Genomic DNA, 13,809 nt, shown 5'->3' on the forward strand with positions numbered 1-13,809 from the left:
GCGCCGACCATGGCTCGCAGCTATTACGCTCCATGATACTCTTTCAATGCGTCCTCGAAATCTTCGATCGAACCGACCTGCTCGCGAGCGGGTTCGCCGGCGAAAGAAGGGAAAACCGCGTCGATCCGGTCACGTAATGTTTCGTCGAAATTGGATTGCCTCGCAACGCGTTCCCGCTTCCCGACGGTAAGCTCTGTGAAGATGGCTTCCTTGATACGGTCGAGCCCTTCGACGCTCAAAACTCCCGCATTCAGCAACTCCTCGCACAGCTGAATGAGCCCAACAGTCGTCGCGTGTGCGCGAAGCCCGATGAGATCGAGCGTGTGGTGACGCTCACGGGCTGCGATGTCGCCTCTCGGCGGAATGTTCGTCGGCATTCTCTCTCCACTTTCAAACTGCAACGTGATTTCGTCGTCTCTTGAACAGCATGCCAATGAGACCAGGCCTCGGCAAGGGAACGAGGGCGAACCTGATGCCGATCAGCGCGGGATCGCCCACCGCCCTACTTTACGGTGAAGCTGAATTCGCCACCCATTCGGTGGGTGTCGGCGCCCGCGGCCGACCATTTGACCTTGTAGGTTCCCGGCACCAGCGCCCGCTTCAGCGCGAGTGTCATCGACTTACCGTCTTTGCTCATCGCCGGCGTATAGGGAATTTTCATTGGCGCGTGATTGGCCATGCCGGGCATTCCGGTCATGACGAATTCAGTTTTGACAGTCGAAGCGATTATCTTTTCGTTGAACTTCAGGTTGACGGACGTCACTTTCGAAACGGTCGAATTGGCCGCGGGGGTCGAACCGATGAGCTGGGTGTGCGCACTTGCGGCGCCCGGCATCAAGAGCAGCGCGAGAGCGGCTGTCGCGGAGGGGAGAAGCGATTTGAACATAAAAAACTCCAATTGCGTGTCCGTCCTGTTAATACGCAGGGCGGGCGCATAGCCCTCATCTGCAAGGAAAAGAATGTAGCGGTGAGGGGTGATTGCCGCTCATGCGTATAAACAATGACAAGAATTGGCGAGACAGGTCGATGGACGAAGAGCTTCGCATTTTGGACAGGTTCGAGTTGCCGGCGTCGCTCGACGCGCTGGACGATCGCATTATCGGCGCCCTTGCGGCGCGCCGACGCGAATCTGCCGCGATTGGCCGGCTGATGGCTTTGGCCGCCTTTGTGTCGCTGGGCGGCGGCGTTGTCGCTGGCAGCGCCTTCCCAGGACCCGCAGTCGCGGCTAGCCCCATCAGTCCGTTCGGGCCTGCCAGCGCGCTTGCGCCCTCGACCTTGCTGGACTCGCAGTAAGGATGTCCGCGCGCCGCTTGTTCATCGTCGGGTTGATCGCTTTCGCCGCCGCCATTGCAGGCGTGTTCGTTGGCCGCATCGTGTCGGATCCGCCGAAAGCCAGCGAAACTGAACTGCACGCGCTTCTCCATAGCGAGCTGGATCTTACGCCGGTGCAGGAAGCGAAGCTCGAACAGATCGAAACCAAATTTGCCGAACGGCGCCGGACGCTCGAGACCGAAATGCGCGCAGCCAACATCCGGCTTGCGCAAGCGATCGAGGCCGAACATGGCTATGGACCGCGGGTCACTGAGGCCATCGATCATACTCATGACGTCATGGGGACGTTGCAGAAGGAAACGCTTCAGCATCTCTTCGCGATGCGGGCGATCCTTGATGATAACCAGGCGCGCATGTTCGACAAGAGCGTGGTCAAGGCGCTGACCGCCGATGCGCGGTGAACTCCGATCTATCGCCGTATAGCGACCAGCAGCTCGTGGCGCGCGCGCGCGCGGGCCACGAGGATGCCTATCGTGAGTTGCTGGGTCGCTACAAGGCTGTGGTCTACCGGCTCATCGTCAAACATATCGGCGACGCCGATGAGGCGATGGACCTGACGCAGGAAACCTTCGTTGCCGGATTCTCCGCGCTCGCCCGCTATGATGGCGAGCGTTCGTTCCGCATCTGGATATCGCGCGTCGCTCTCAACAAATGTCGTGACTGGGGCCGCCGGCGAAAGGTGCGGTCCTTTTTCTCGCGCGCACTGCCGCTTGAGAGTGCGCATCATGTAGCGAGCGATATTCCCGCGCCGGACATGGAAGTGAACGATCGGCTGGAGCTGGCGAGGGTTCGCGCCGCAGTTGGTCAACTTCCGGAAAAATTGCGCGAAGTGCTTCTCCTTCGCGGGATGGACGAGGTCAGCCAGTCCGAAGCGGCGGCAATGCTGGACGTCAGCGAAAAGACCATCGAAACCCGTCTCTATCGCGCACGGACCCGTCTCAAGGCGTTGCTTGCTGGAACGGGCGAACGCGATCAGGGTTGAGCGTTCAAACGCTCGACCGCACTTTTTTATTCTGTCGATGAGGGGCAGACCTAGTGCCTGCGTATGGCATTATGAACATTCGGAAACGGTCGGGAAGAATATGCAGGTAGATAGGCGTCGGTTCGTGAGCGCAGCTCTGGGCGGGGGAGCAGCCGCCGCCGCGGCATCCTGGTTTCCGGCGTGGGCTCAGCCGGTGTCGCAGGGCATCACGGCGCCGCTGCCCACCGTTTCGGGCAATGACATCACCCTGCGCATCGCCCGGCAGACGATGCGGATCGACGGCAAGCTCAGCCGCGCGATTGGCATCAACGGCACGGTGCCTGCGCCACTGGTGCGGCTCAAGGAAGGGCAGACTGCGAAGCTCACCGTGGTCAACGACCTCGACGAGGACAGCTCGATTCACTGGCACGGCCTGATTCTTCCGTTTCATATGGACGGCGTTCCAGGCGTCAGCTTCCCCGGCATCAAGCCGCGCTCGAAATTCGTTTATGAATTTCCGGTCGTGCAGTCGGGGACCTACTGGTATCACAGCCATTCGGGCCTGCAGGAGCAGCTCGGCCACTACGGACCGATCGTCATCGATCCAGCGGGAGCTGATCCCATTGGTTATGACCGCGAACATGTTGTTGTGCTGTCCGATCATAGCCAGCTGTCGCCAGAGGCGATCTTCCGCAAGCTGAAGGTCAATCCCGGCCATTTCAACATGCAGCGCCAAACACTGTCGGGACTGCTTTCGGGCAAAGACCAATCGCTGAAAGAGCGCATCGAGTGGGGCGCGATGCGGATGGATCCGACTGACGTAGCCGATGTTAACGGATCGACGTACACCTTCCTCGTCAATGGCTATGGCCCGCGCGACAATTGGACCGCGCTTTTCAATCCTGGCGAGCGCGTGCGGCTGCGCATCGTCAACGCTTCGGCAATGACGATCTTCAATATACGCATCCCGGGTCTCAGGATGACCGTCGTGCAGGCTGACGGCCTGAATGTTGTGCCGACCGAGATCGACGAGTTCCAGATTGCGGTCGCCGAAACCTATGATGTCATCGTGACCCCGGTCGAGGACCGGGCTTATACGCTTGTCGCCGAAGCCAACGACCGCTCGGGCATGGGACGCGCTACGCTGGCGCCGCGTGCGGGCATGGCCGCCGAAGTCCCGCCCCTTCGCGAGCGCCCGCTCGCGACGATGAAGGACATGGGAATGGGTGCGATGACGGCCGGCGATGCGGCATGCACCGCCGAGCACGCAGCGATGGGGCATTGCAAGCTGCCGCCCGCGGACGGCGCGGCGCAGGACCATGCCGCGATGGGACATGGCGCGGGTGGGATGCAGCACAGCATGCGCGATTTCAGCGTTGCTGCGCAGGTGAAGCGCGATCCCAGCGTCCAGACGATCTCACCGATGCCCGTCGACCGTATGGGCGAGCCGGGGCAGGGGCTGGAGGATGTGGGTCACAAGGTTATGACCTATCATGACCTGGTCGCTCTCGATCGCAATCCCGACGTGCGAGCTGCCGAGCGATCGCTCGACATCCATCTTACCGGCAATATGGAACGCTTCATGTGGTCTTTCGACGGGGTGAAGATGTCCGATCACCATGAGCCGATCCCCTTCATCGAGGGCGAGCGGGTCCGGATCAATCTCATCAACGATTCGATGATGAGCCACCCTATCCATCTGCACGGGCATTTCTTCGAACTTGTCACGGGCAAGGGCGATCACTCGCCGCGCAAGCACACTGTGCTTGTCCAGCCGGGGGGCACGGCTAGCTTCGATTTCACTGCCGACGCAATCGGCGACTGGGCGTTTCATTGCCACATGCTTTATCACATGCATGCAGGAATGATGCGCGTCGTAAGCGTGCGCCCTCGGGGAGAGGCTGCATGATGCGGACGCCAGTTTTCTTCGCGGGCACCGCATTGCTTGCCTTCGCGTCTCCTGCGGCTGCGCAGTCGATGGATCATTCGTCGATGTCCGGCATGGCGATGGATCAGGCAGAAGCACGCACATCTGCCTGTCCCCCGGAGCATGCGGCGATGGGCCATTGCACGGCCGAAGCGGACAGCCCGAAACCCGCGCCGACAATGGAAGAACCAGCGGCCGCGCCGGTGGACCCCGATTGTCCGCCCGAGCATGCGAAGATGGGGCATTGCACGCCAAGGGTCGGCGCAGCGGCCGAGCCGGCCTCCGGCGCTTCCGGCACCGATCTTCCGCCGGGCGAAGCTCCCGCCCCGGCGGCGCCGGACGACTGGTATGCCGATCGTATCTATCCAGCGGCCGAGATGGAGCATTCGCGTCACGAGATGATGAAGGAAAATGGCGCGCAGACCATCGCCTTCATCAGCTTTAACCTCGCCGAATATCAGGCGCGCAAGGGCCGCGATGGTTTTCGCTGGGACGGCGAGGCATGGTACGGCAGCGACATTGATCGGCTCACGATCAAAAGCGAAGGCGAAGGTGTCTTTGGCGAAGGCATCGAGGGCGCCGAGGTGCAGGCGCTCTACAGCCGTGCAATTGGCCCCTATTTCAATGCACAGGCGGGTGTCAGGCAAGATTTGGGGCCAGGCCCGGATCGCACCTATGCGACGATCGGTTTCGAGGGGCTCGCACCCTATTGGTTCGAGGTCGAGGGCGCCTTGTTTCTCTCAATCAAGGGCGATCTCCTCGGCCGGCTCGAAGGCTATTATGATCAGCGCGTCACGCAGAAACTTATCCTCCAGCCAATGGCCGAACTCAACTTCGCGTTTCAGGACGTACCCGAGACCGGCACCGGTTCGGGCCTCTCCGACCTCGAGCTAGGGCTTCGTCTTCGCTATGAGGTCGTGAAGGAATTCGCGCCCTATGTCGGCGTCGAATGGGCGCGCAAGGTTGGCGATACGGCCCGCTTTGCGCGGGCAGCAGGCGAAGATGCCAGCGGCGTCAGCTTCGTGATGGGTATCCGCGCCTGGTTCTAGAGATTCGCGGGATCGCGCAAGGTCGAGCAGACACTGCGTAACCGGCTGCCATAGTCTTCGCGGTGGTCGATTGTCGGCGGCCTGACCGATATCACGTGTGTCCGTCCTGATTGAACATCCATTGGATTTCTACATCGCACGCCCGCTTCGTCAGGGGAGGCGATGGGCTCTCGCCCGATTCGTTCCGGCATGGCGCCCAGCGAACGCTCACCGACGCTTTTGTAATAAAATTACTCGGATTTAGACCGCGGCGACCCGTGCCGTTCGCAATTCATCCCCTAAAGGAAAAAAATGTCTCCTTATGTGAGGGGTAATCCTTCGGGATGCGTATTAGCCATATCAGGTGCAACCTCTTCTTGATCATATAACATATTGAAGTTACAGGATTATTTCTGTTGACCTGTATATACAATTGATGCTCTCTAAGGTTCATCACGTAACCAAAAAGGGGGTTTCGCATGTCGATCAGAAAATCATTGCTCGCGAGCGCCGCGGTGGTCGCAACTATCGCAACGCCGGCTTTCGCTCAGGATGCCGCGGCACCCTCGTCCGCGGCGGAGGCGAGCGAATTGGGAAGCGACATCGTCGTGACCGGCTCGCGTATTCGGCGCCAGGATCTTGCCGGCGTCGGTCCGGCGACGGTGGTGTCCGCCCAGCAAATCGAGAATACTGGACTGGTCAACATTGAGACCGTGCTACAGCGGTTGCCCGCCAACGCCGGCTTCGCGGGTAACCAAAGCTCCGCTTATTGGGCGAACAACGGTTATGGCACCGCGCAGGTGAACCTCCGTGGCCTCGGCATCAAGCGCACGCTTGTTCTCCTCAACGGCCGCCGCCTCGTCGCAGGCGGTACCGGGGCGAACTCGTCGCCCGACCTCAACATGATACCCGTCGCGGCGCTTGCGAGGACCGATGTGCTCAAGGATGGTGCCTCGGCGATATATGGTGCGGACGCGATGTCGGGTGTCGTCAACCTCGTGACCCGCACCGACTATGAAGGTCTCGGCCTCAGCGTGCGGCAGGGGATCACGGAAAAGGGCGACGGCTCAGACTTCACCGCCGACCTGCTCTGGGGCATTCGCAACGACCGTGGCGGCTTCATGGCGGCGGTCACCTATCAGAAGACCAAGGCGGTCAACATGGCGACGCGCGCACCTTGCTCGCTGGCGGAAACGACGCCCGGCGCGTTGAGTTGCGTCAACAGCGCCTCGACGGTCGGCGGGCGCGCGGTGCTGCCGAACGGTCAGCAGATCAACTTCAATCAAGTGCTGGGCGGTAACGGCAACTTCTTCGAACCCTACAGCGCCGCCAAGCACAACTTCAATTCGGCTCCGTTCCTGAATGCGGTCAGTCCCGTCGAGCGCGTCAGCACAGCCTTTTTCGCCGACTATGATATCACCGACAATATCGAAGCGTTCGCCGAGTTTCTTTATACGTTCCGCAAGTCGAACCAGATCGCGACACCAGGTACGCTGCGCAATCTCTCGATCGCCGCGAGCAATCCGACCAACCCGACGGGACAGAATATCGTCCTTGTCCAGCGTCGCCTCGCGGAACCCGGCGCGCGTCAGTTCTTTCAGGAGACCGATACCTGGCAGGGTACCTTCGGCCTCCGTGGCAAGCTCTCCAATAACTGGGGTTGGGAAGTGGCGGGCGCTTTCGGGCGCAATACTGCGGTGGATGGTTCGACCAACATCGCCAATCTAGAGCGAGTGGCCAATACGCTCGACACGACCAAATGCAGTCTTGCCGCCGGTGCGACGATACCTTGCGCCGACTATCTCGGGTTCGGCGACCTGACCCCCGAAGTTCTCGACTATATCCTGTTCACGTCGCGCGACCGCGGTGGAAATGAGCTGGCAACGGTCACCGCCGATCTCAACGGCGATCTGTTCAAGCTGCCCGCGGGCCCCGTGTCATTCGCGGCGGGTGTCGTCTATCGCAAGGAAAAGGGCTGGCGCGATCCCGATCCGCTCACCGTGCTGGGTATCGCCAACACCAATCAGCAGAGCCCGATTGCGGGGGCGAGCGTCGCCAAGGAAGCCTATCTTGAGCTGTCGGTACCCATTCTGGCGGACAAGCCCTTCTTCGAAGCGCTGACGCTCGATGGCGCCGTCCGCTATTCCGATTATGACCTGTTCGGCAGCGATTGGAACTATAAGGCCAGCCTCGACTGGATGATCAGTAATAGTTTCCGCCTGCGCGGCACCTATGGCACGGGTTTTCGCATCCCGAACGTCCCGGAATTGTTCGGCGGCGTGTCTGAAGGTAATCTGACGACTACCGACCCCTGCTCGCGCTATTCGACGAGCGGCAATGCAGGGCTGATCGCCAATTGTCAGGCATCTGGCGTGCCGGCGAACTATGTCCAGCTTGGTACCACGATCCTCACCACCGTTGGCGGCAACGAGAATTTGAAGCCCGAGAGTTCGACTACCTGGACGGTCGGCACGGTCATCACGCCCAAAGCGTTGATCCCGGGCCTGTCGCTCACCGCCGACTGGTTCGACATAAAGATCAAGGACGCGATCCGCGCGATTCCGGGCTCTACGAAGCTTGCCATTTGTTATGCCAGTGCGAACCTGTCGCATCCCTTCTGCGATGATTTTACGCGCAGCCCGTTGACCGGCGAGGTCACGTTCCTATCCGCGCAGCCGATCAACACCGGTCGTGAGGAGATGAACGGCCTCGATCTCGGATTGGTCTATGCGGGAGGAATCGGCAGCGTGAATATCTCGCTCGACGTCAACCTCACCTATCTCAACAAATATGTCGTCCTGCCATTCCCGGGTGGCGCGCCGATCGACTTCGACGGCTTCATCGGCGGCGGCAACGGCGGTTATCCGAAGTGGCGCGGCTATGGCGTGCTGACCGCCGAAAAGGACGGGATCAGCGCGACCTGGTCGACGCAGTGGATTGGCAAGGCGACCGACTTCAACGCTTCGGCCGGAGAGATCGGCTATCGCACGCCGAACATCTTCTACCACAATCTCCAAGTCGCCTTTGAGGTTGACGAGAAGACGCGTTTCCAGCTCGGTGTCGACAATCTATTCGACCGCAAGGCGCCCTATATCCAGAGCTTCACCGATGCGAATACCGACACGATGACCTATGACCTGCTCGGACGGCGTTTCTACGTCGGCTTCCGGACGGCTTTCTGAGGGTATCGGTATGGCGATCCGTTGGCCCCTGTTCGTCCGGCGAACGCATAAATGGCTGGCTTTGGTGGTCGGCGTCCAGGCTCTGCTGTGGACGCTAACCGGCTTCTATATGGTGGTCGTGCATATCGACACCATCCATGGCGACCATCTTGTGCGCGCGCCGGTGACCCAGCCATTCGATCTCGCGGGTCTGGCGCCTCCGTCGCGGATCGTCGCGTCCGCCCCCGGTGCGTCGGAAGTTCGCTTGCAGCATTTCTTCGGTCGTCCCGTCTGGCGAGCAGAAACTCCGGAAGGGGCGCGGTTGTTCGATGCGCGCTCAGGTGCGCCGCTGCCCGCGCTGACCGAGTCCCAGGTTCGCGAACAGGCGCGGCGTATCTACGCCGGCGACGGCAAAATTGTGTCGGTGCGCCTGCTGACCAAGGCGCCGCAGGAAATGCAATCGCGCAAACCGCCCTATTGGCAGGTCGAGTTCGAGGGCTGGAACCGTCCGACGCTTTATCTGTCGCCGCAGACGGGTGAACTGATCTCGCGGCGCCACGCGTTGTGGCGTGTCTTTGATGTCGCCTGGATGCTTCACATCATGGACTATGACGAGCGCACCGACGTCAACAATCCACTACTTCGGGTCGCGACATGGAGCGCCTTTGCCATGGCGCTGACCGGAGCTTGGCTGCTGATCTGGTCGTTCCCACGCCGCAAAAGGAAAAAGGCATGAAAAGGATACGTTTCACGCCGCTTTTCTTTCGGCGCATCCACAAATGGGTCGGCCTGATCCTCGGACTCCAGTTCCTGCTCTGGGCCCTAAGCGGCTCGGTGATGGCGCTCCTCGATAAGGACGAGGTTGGCGGTCATGGCGGCGCAATGAGCCATGCGCACCCGTTGCCCGCGGGAGATTATTTCGACGTCGCGGCACTGCCACGCGGCGAGGCGGTCACGGGGGTCCTGCTGCGCGACCTTGGCTCCCGTCCCGTCTATGAGGTCCGATCGGCCAAGGGCGTCCGCCTTGTCGACGCGACCACCGGCGCGGATATTCGCGTCGACGTGGCGATGGCCCGCGAGGTCGCGGCAATGATGAACGACGCGCCGATCCGCGAGGTCGGCGTACTTGCCAAGGCGAACCTTGAGTCGCGGGATCACCAGGGCGCGATGTGGCGCGTCGATTTCGACGATGCAGAAAATAGCAGCGCCTATATCTCGCTCGACACGGCGCGTTTCCTCGTCATGCGCGGCGATACGTGGCGGACATGGGACTTTTTCTGGATGCTCCACAATATGGACTATCTGAACCGGAAGAGCTTCAATCACCCGTTGATCATCTTTGTTGCCTTTGGCGCGCTCTGGCTCTCTGGAACTGGCTTCTATCTGCTGTTCAAAAGCTTCAGCCGCAGCGATTTTCGCTGGGTGCGCCGCCGCCGCAAACCGGTTGTGGTCGCCCGAATCCGCTGATGGTTTTCAATCGTCGATCGAGAAAGCCGCCGACAGCTCGAAGCGGGTGCCGGGATGCGTCAGCCAGGCATGGGACACGAGGCGGGACCGGCTCCATGTCCGGCGCGTCATCTGGAGCACCGGTTCGCTCTCTGACAGCCCCAGCATGCCGCGTATCCGCTCGTCGGGCATCGTCGCGCAAACGCGATGCTCCACCCGTTCGAGCGGCGCAATGCGCGTCAGATATTCATTGGGTGTCATCCGGGTGAAGTCGAGCGAGCCATATTCCGGCGCGATCGAAGCGAGGACGAAACGCTCCTCGATCTGGATCGGGAATTCGGCCTCGTGATGGACGATGATCGAATGAAATAATTTGGTCCCCACCGAAACCTCGAGCAGCGGCGCAGTCTCAACATTGGCGCGCTCTTCGCGGTTCTGGATCACGCGCGCGCGATAGGCATGACCGCGCTGACGGATTTCTTCAGCGATGTTGCGGATCTCGATCATCTGCCCGATCGGTCTCGGTTCGGCAATGAACGAACCGCTTCCCGCGCGTCGTACGACGACGCCTGCGGCCTGCAATTCGCGAACAGCTCGGTTCGCCGTCATCCGCGAGACTTCGAACTGCTGAACAAGTTCTGCTTCCGAAGGTACGCGATCGCCGGGGCGCAGGCGACCGTCCCGGACGGCGTCGCAGATACTCTGTTTGATCACAAGGTAGCGAGGCACAGATTCGATGCCGCGCGGTTCGTGGGCCTGCGTCCCCAACTGATCTTGCGGTTTAGGAACGGGCGGCTTTCGATCAAACGGCGGCTTCATGAGCCGTCTATACAACTTCATCGATCAGCAGCTAGATAAAATAGGCGGGTCAGAAAGATACATATGCCGCGAACAACGACCAAGGCTCGGTTGACTAATTTAAGCCGTATTCGACCGCCTGAAAGACAGGGAAGACCAATCCTGGAACGGATGTCCGCTTTCGCCCCTTGCGTTGTAAGTCAGAAGGGCCGCAGACGGCCGATCACTCAGGACCGAACACCAGTTCGAGCATCTGCCTCTTCCAGACCTCTACCGATCGCTCGATCAGAGCCATGTCGGGGTTGCGTATATATTCGACGGTCAAGCCACGCGTAACGGCGTTGTTGAGAAGTTGCAGGCTCTGATAGGCCTTGTCGTTGTCGATACCGGCGGCGTGGAGGATGAAGTGGCCCCACAGGCGGACGCGTCGGTCGAAGCGGCGCGTGCTGGGGCCGACTTCCTGATCGAGGTCGGGGTCGTTACGCCGCGCGAGGTGGATTTCAAGCACTGCCGCCATCTCGGGGCGGCTGACCATCCGGAAATTGGCGTCGATCAGATTCTCCATCGACTGCCGCGGCGTCGCGCCCACACGTATCGCTTCGGTATAGACGCGCGTGCGATAGGCGGCGAATTCCGCGGCGACCGCGGCCATGATCTTCGCTTTGGTCGGAAACTGGTGCTGGATCGCGCCAAGGCTCATCCCTGCAGCATCGCGGATTGCGTGCATCGTCGCGCCCGAATAGCCCTGCGCGCAGAGCACGTCGCGCGCCGCCGCCAGCACCTTGGTTCGCGTGGCGGCGCTGCGGTCGGCTTGGCTGCGGCGGGGTTTGGCGATCGTCGAGGTCATACGGTTGTCGTCGATAGCGTCGTGAACGGGCATAGGCGAGCGGCCTTTAGAAACTGACGGTCGCGTTGACGCCGACGGTACGCGGCCGCACCACCCCGATGCCAAGCGCACCATTCGGGTTGCGCGGCAGCCCCGCGACGCCGAGCAGCGCCTGCGTCGACGTGATCCCGCCCGAATTGGTCAGGTTGCTGACATAGGCATTTAGCGCATAGCGACCGAAATCGAGCCCGGCGCGGAGGTCGATCACCTCATAGGCGCGGACGCGCGGAAAATGGCCGAAGGTTGCGAGATAGGCGGGGTCGAACCCGCCGCTCTGGCGTGAAACCGAGCGGATGGATGCGCCAAAAGACGCACTGACGTCCGCGCCCATATTCCATTGATAGTCGGCGTTGGCGTTAATCGCATATCTGGGAGTGAAGGGTAGCGGGTCGCCCTTGACTGCGCCCACGGCGACCGGATCGGTGTCGTCGCTGAGGCGCGCGTCGTTATAGGCGACGCCGATCGATGCGGTGAGGCCCGCGATGGGGCGCAGCGTCGCGGCGATTTCCGCACCGTCGACCTTGGCGCTTGCGCCGTTGACGTTGACCCCGAAGCCGTTGACTACCGCCGCCAGTTGGATGTCGCTCCAGTCGATATGATAGATTGCGGCCTCGATCGACGCGCTGCGGTCGGCGGTGTCGCCCTTGAAGCCGATCTCGTAGCTGGTGACCGTGTCGGGTTCAAAGGTCGTGGGCGTGCCCGGCGGCGAGCCGATCGGGATGACGTTCGGGCCGCCGGGGCGATACCCCTTGGCAACGCGCGCATAGAGCGACGCCTGCCGTCCGAACTTGACCTTGGGAGCCACCGACCAGGTGAAGACATTGTCCGACGAGCGCAGCCCGTCGATCACCGCGGCCCCGAGCAACACTCCGTCGGTTGCCTGCGTCGCGCGCTGGCTATTGTGGCTGTAGCGTCCGCCGAGGTCGATATCGAACCAAGGCGAAAGGTGCAGCGTCGCATTTGCGAAGCCCGCGACCTCCTCGTACCGAGAGTCCAGGTTGAACACCGCGAACTCGAAGGGCAGGTCGATCGGGTTGAGCACGCCTGGCGTTCCCGGAACTGCGGTCTTGAGATTCTGGAAGATGCGGCCCTTTTCATGGGTATAATAGCCGCCGACCAGCCATTCGATAAGATCGCCGCCGTTCGAGGAGAGGCGCAGTTCCTGCGTCCATTTGCGGTTTTCGGTCTGCTGGTCGAAATAGACGTAGGAACCGCCGAGCGCTGCCGACAGATTGGCTGTATAATCGGCTCGGAACGACTGGAGTTGTTGGCCATAGCTGGTCGCCGAGGTCAGCGTCACGCCGCCGAAATCATGGTCGATTGTCGCATTGTAGAGCCGGTACTTCACGTCGCTGAAGGTCGGGATATACTCGGACTGAGTGAGCCCGCCATAGAGCGGCTTCAGGGTCGCGGCATCGGCTTCGACGATGCTCGGCGCGTCGACGTAGAGGTTCTGGAACAGCGCACTCAGCCGCACTTTGGTCCCGTTGCCGGGTTCCCAGAGCAGCGAGGCGCGGCCGCCGTAATTTTCGAAATCATTGATGTTGCTGCGAACGTTCGACCCTGAAGTGCCGATGCTGTCGATATAGCCACCCTGTTTGCGATACGAGCCCGACGCGCGCAAAGCGAGCGTGTCGCCGAGGGGGATGTTGATCATCGCCGCGCCGCGATACGAGGCGTCGCCGCCGTCGGTGAACTCAGCGCCACCCAGCAGCTTCGTTTCGAAGCCCGCGGTCGACGGTTCATTGGTCACGAATTTGAGTAGGCCGCCTAGCGAACTCGCTCCATATAGCGTGCCTTGCGGGCCACGGAGCACTTCGATCCGCGCGATATCGAAGCTGTCGAAATCACCCGCGAGTTCGGAGCCGTTGGCAAGGCCGGTGCTCGACCCGAAGGGCGTTTCATCGAGATAGACTGCGACGGTCGACGCGACGCCGCCGGTGTTGATCCCGCGCAGCACCAGCCGGCCCTGGCCTGGTGTGCCCTGGACCAACTGGAGGCTAGGCACATTCTTCAGATAGTCGGCGAAGCCGGTTGCACCTTGGGCTTCGAGTGTGGCTTCCAACACAACCGAGACCGATTGCGGGACGTCGATCAGCGACTGGGTGCGCTTTTGCGCGGTGACGACGATCTCTTCGCCCGTGCCCGCTTCGCCGTCCCGGGCCTGCGCGATCGCCGGCACGGCCAGCGCCAACATCATGGCGGTGCCGCAGAGGGCCTGGGTCAGGTGTCGCATAATCATTCCCCTCATCAATATCTTATGGTTCGAA

The 13,809-nt window shown here is 61.2% G+C and carries 13 protein-coding genes; 8 read left to right on the forward strand and 5 right to left on the reverse strand.

Features of this window, described 5'->3' with window-relative positions; genetic code table 11:
• Positions 1–23: 23 nt before the first annotated feature.
• Together SC1_RS07765 and copC are read right to left on the reverse strand one after the other, a co-directional pair.
• Entirely contained in the window at positions 24–377 is a 354-nt protein-coding gene (locus SC1_RS07765; RefSeq protein WP_062179716.1) for a hypothetical protein, read from the reverse strand.
• Positions 378–502: 125 nt separating this feature from the next.
• The gene (gene copC / locus SC1_RS07770) at positions 503–886 is read right to left on the reverse strand and encodes a copper homeostasis periplasmic binding protein CopC (protein WP_062179718.1); all 384 of its coding nucleotides are present in this window, start codon (positions 884–886) and stop codon (positions 503–505) included.
• Positions 887–1,026: 140 nt separating this feature from the next.
• On the opposite strand from copC, the gene SC1_RS07775 reads away from it, so the two are divergent.
• The 8 genes from SC1_RS07775 to SC1_RS07810 all read left to right on the forward strand — a co-directional run bounded on the left by SC1_RS07775 (position 1,027) and on the right by SC1_RS07810 (position 9,876).
• A complete protein-coding gene (locus SC1_RS07775; protein ID WP_062179721.1) occupies positions 1,027–1,293 on the forward strand; it encodes a hypothetical protein in 267 nt (88 codons plus the stop codon).
• 2 nt (positions 1,294–1,295) lie between these two features.
• A complete protein-coding gene (locus tag SC1_RS07780; protein ID WP_062179724.1) occupies positions 1,296–1,733 on the forward strand; it encodes a periplasmic heavy metal sensor in 438 nt (145 codons plus the stop codon).
• Positions 1,730–2,314 carry an RNA polymerase sigma factor gene (locus tag SC1_RS07785; RefSeq protein WP_062179727.1) on the forward strand — a complete coding sequence of 195 codons (585 nt, stop codon included), beginning with the start codon at positions 1,730–1,732 and terminating at the stop codon, positions 2,312–2,314. The genes SC1_RS07780 and SC1_RS07785 overlap by 4 nt, the downstream gene beginning before the upstream one ends.
• A 100-nt stretch (positions 2,315–2,414) precedes the next feature.
• Positions 2,415–4,202 (forward strand): copper resistance system multicopper oxidase, encoded by a 1,788-nt coding sequence (locus SC1_RS07790; protein ID WP_062179729.1) that lies wholly within the window; start codon positions 2,415–2,417, stop codon positions 4,200–4,202.
• On the forward strand, positions 4,199–5,269 hold the full coding sequence (locus tag SC1_RS07795) for a copper resistance protein B (RefSeq protein WP_062179732.1): 1,071 nt from the start codon (positions 4,199–4,201) through the stop codon (positions 5,267–5,269). Before SC1_RS07790 ends, SC1_RS07795 begins: the two co-directional genes overlap by 4 nt.
• Positions 5,270–5,727: 458 nt before the next feature.
• On the forward strand, positions 5,728–8,430 hold the full coding sequence (locus SC1_RS07800; RefSeq protein WP_062179736.1) for a TonB-dependent receptor domain-containing protein: 2,703 nt from the start codon (positions 5,728–5,730) through the stop codon (positions 8,428–8,430).
• A 10-nt stretch (positions 8,431–8,440) separates the two neighbouring features.
• Entirely contained in the window at positions 8,441–9,145 is a 705-nt protein-coding gene (locus tag SC1_RS07805; protein ID WP_062179739.1) for a PepSY domain-containing protein, read from the forward strand.
• On the forward strand, positions 9,142–9,876 hold the full coding sequence (locus tag SC1_RS07810; protein ID WP_062179743.1) for a PepSY domain-containing protein: 735 nt from the start codon (positions 9,142–9,144) through the stop codon (positions 9,874–9,876). Before SC1_RS07805 ends, SC1_RS07810 begins: the two co-directional genes overlap by 4 nt.
• Positions 9,877–9,882: 6 nt before the next feature.
• Here the strand turns inward: SC1_RS07810 and hutC are convergent, their stop codons facing one another.
• The 3 genes from hutC to SC1_RS07825 form a co-directional block, all read right to left on the reverse strand.
• Positions 9,883–10,569, reverse strand: a complete 687-nt coding sequence (gene hutC / locus SC1_RS07815; RefSeq protein WP_238586619.1) for a histidine utilization repressor — start codon at positions 10,567–10,569, stop codon at positions 9,883–9,885.
• Positions 10,570–10,876: 307 nt separating this feature from the next.
• On the reverse strand, positions 10,877–11,533 hold the full coding sequence (locus SC1_RS07820; protein WP_062179750.1) for a TetR/AcrR family transcriptional regulator: 657 nt from the start codon (positions 11,531–11,533) through the stop codon (positions 10,877–10,879).
• A gap of 13 nt (positions 11,534–11,546) precedes the next feature.
• A complete protein-coding gene (locus SC1_RS07825; RefSeq protein ID WP_202966788.1) occupies positions 11,547–13,775 on the reverse strand; it encodes a TonB-dependent receptor in 2,229 nt (742 codons plus the stop codon).
• Between the last annotated feature and the right edge of the window lie 34 nt (positions 13,776–13,809).

Source organism: Sphingopyxis sp. C-1 (genome assembly GCF_001047015.1).
Taxonomy (GTDB): Bacteria; Pseudomonadota; Alphaproteobacteria; order Sphingomonadales; family Sphingomonadaceae; genus Sphingopyxis.

Excerpts from the sequence above, each read along its gene's own strand:
- SC1_RS07765 (WP_062179716.1), bottom strand. The coding sequence starts at position 377 with ATGCCGACGAACATTCCGCCGAGAGGCGACATCGCAGCCCGTGAGCGT.
- copC (WP_062179718.1), bottom strand. The coding sequence starts at position 886 with ATGTTCAAATCGCTTCTCCCCTCCGCGACAGCCGCTCTCGCGCTGCTC.
- SC1_RS07775 (WP_062179721.1), top strand. The coding sequence starts at position 1,027 with ATGGACGAAGAGCTTCGCATTTTGGACAGGTTCGAGTTGCCGGCGTCG.
- SC1_RS07780 (WP_062179724.1), top strand. The coding sequence starts at position 1,296 with ATGTCCGCGCGCCGCTTGTTCATCGTCGGGTTGATCGCTTTCGCCGCC.
- SC1_RS07790 (WP_062179729.1), top strand. The coding sequence starts at position 2,415 with ATGCAGGTAGATAGGCGTCGGTTCGTGAGCGCAGCTCTGGGCGGGGGA.
- SC1_RS07795 (WP_062179732.1), top strand. The coding sequence starts at position 4,199 with ATGATGCGGACGCCAGTTTTCTTCGCGGGCACCGCATTGCTTGCCTTC.
- SC1_RS07800 (WP_062179736.1), top strand. The coding sequence starts at position 5,728 with ATGTCGATCAGAAAATCATTGCTCGCGAGCGCCGCGGTGGTCGCAACT.
- SC1_RS07805 (WP_062179739.1), top strand. The coding sequence starts at position 8,441 with ATGGCGATCCGTTGGCCCCTGTTCGTCCGGCGAACGCATAAATGGCTG.
- SC1_RS07810 (WP_062179743.1), top strand. The coding sequence starts at position 9,142 with ATGAAAAGGATACGTTTCACGCCGCTTTTCTTTCGGCGCATCCACAAA.
- SC1_RS07820 (WP_062179750.1), bottom strand. The coding sequence starts at position 11,533 with ATGCCCGTTCACGACGCTATCGACGACAACCGTATGACCTCGACGATC.
- SC1_RS07825 (WP_202966788.1), bottom strand. The coding sequence starts at position 13,775 with ATGCGACACCTGACCCAGGCCCTCTGCGGCACCGCCATGATGTTGGCG.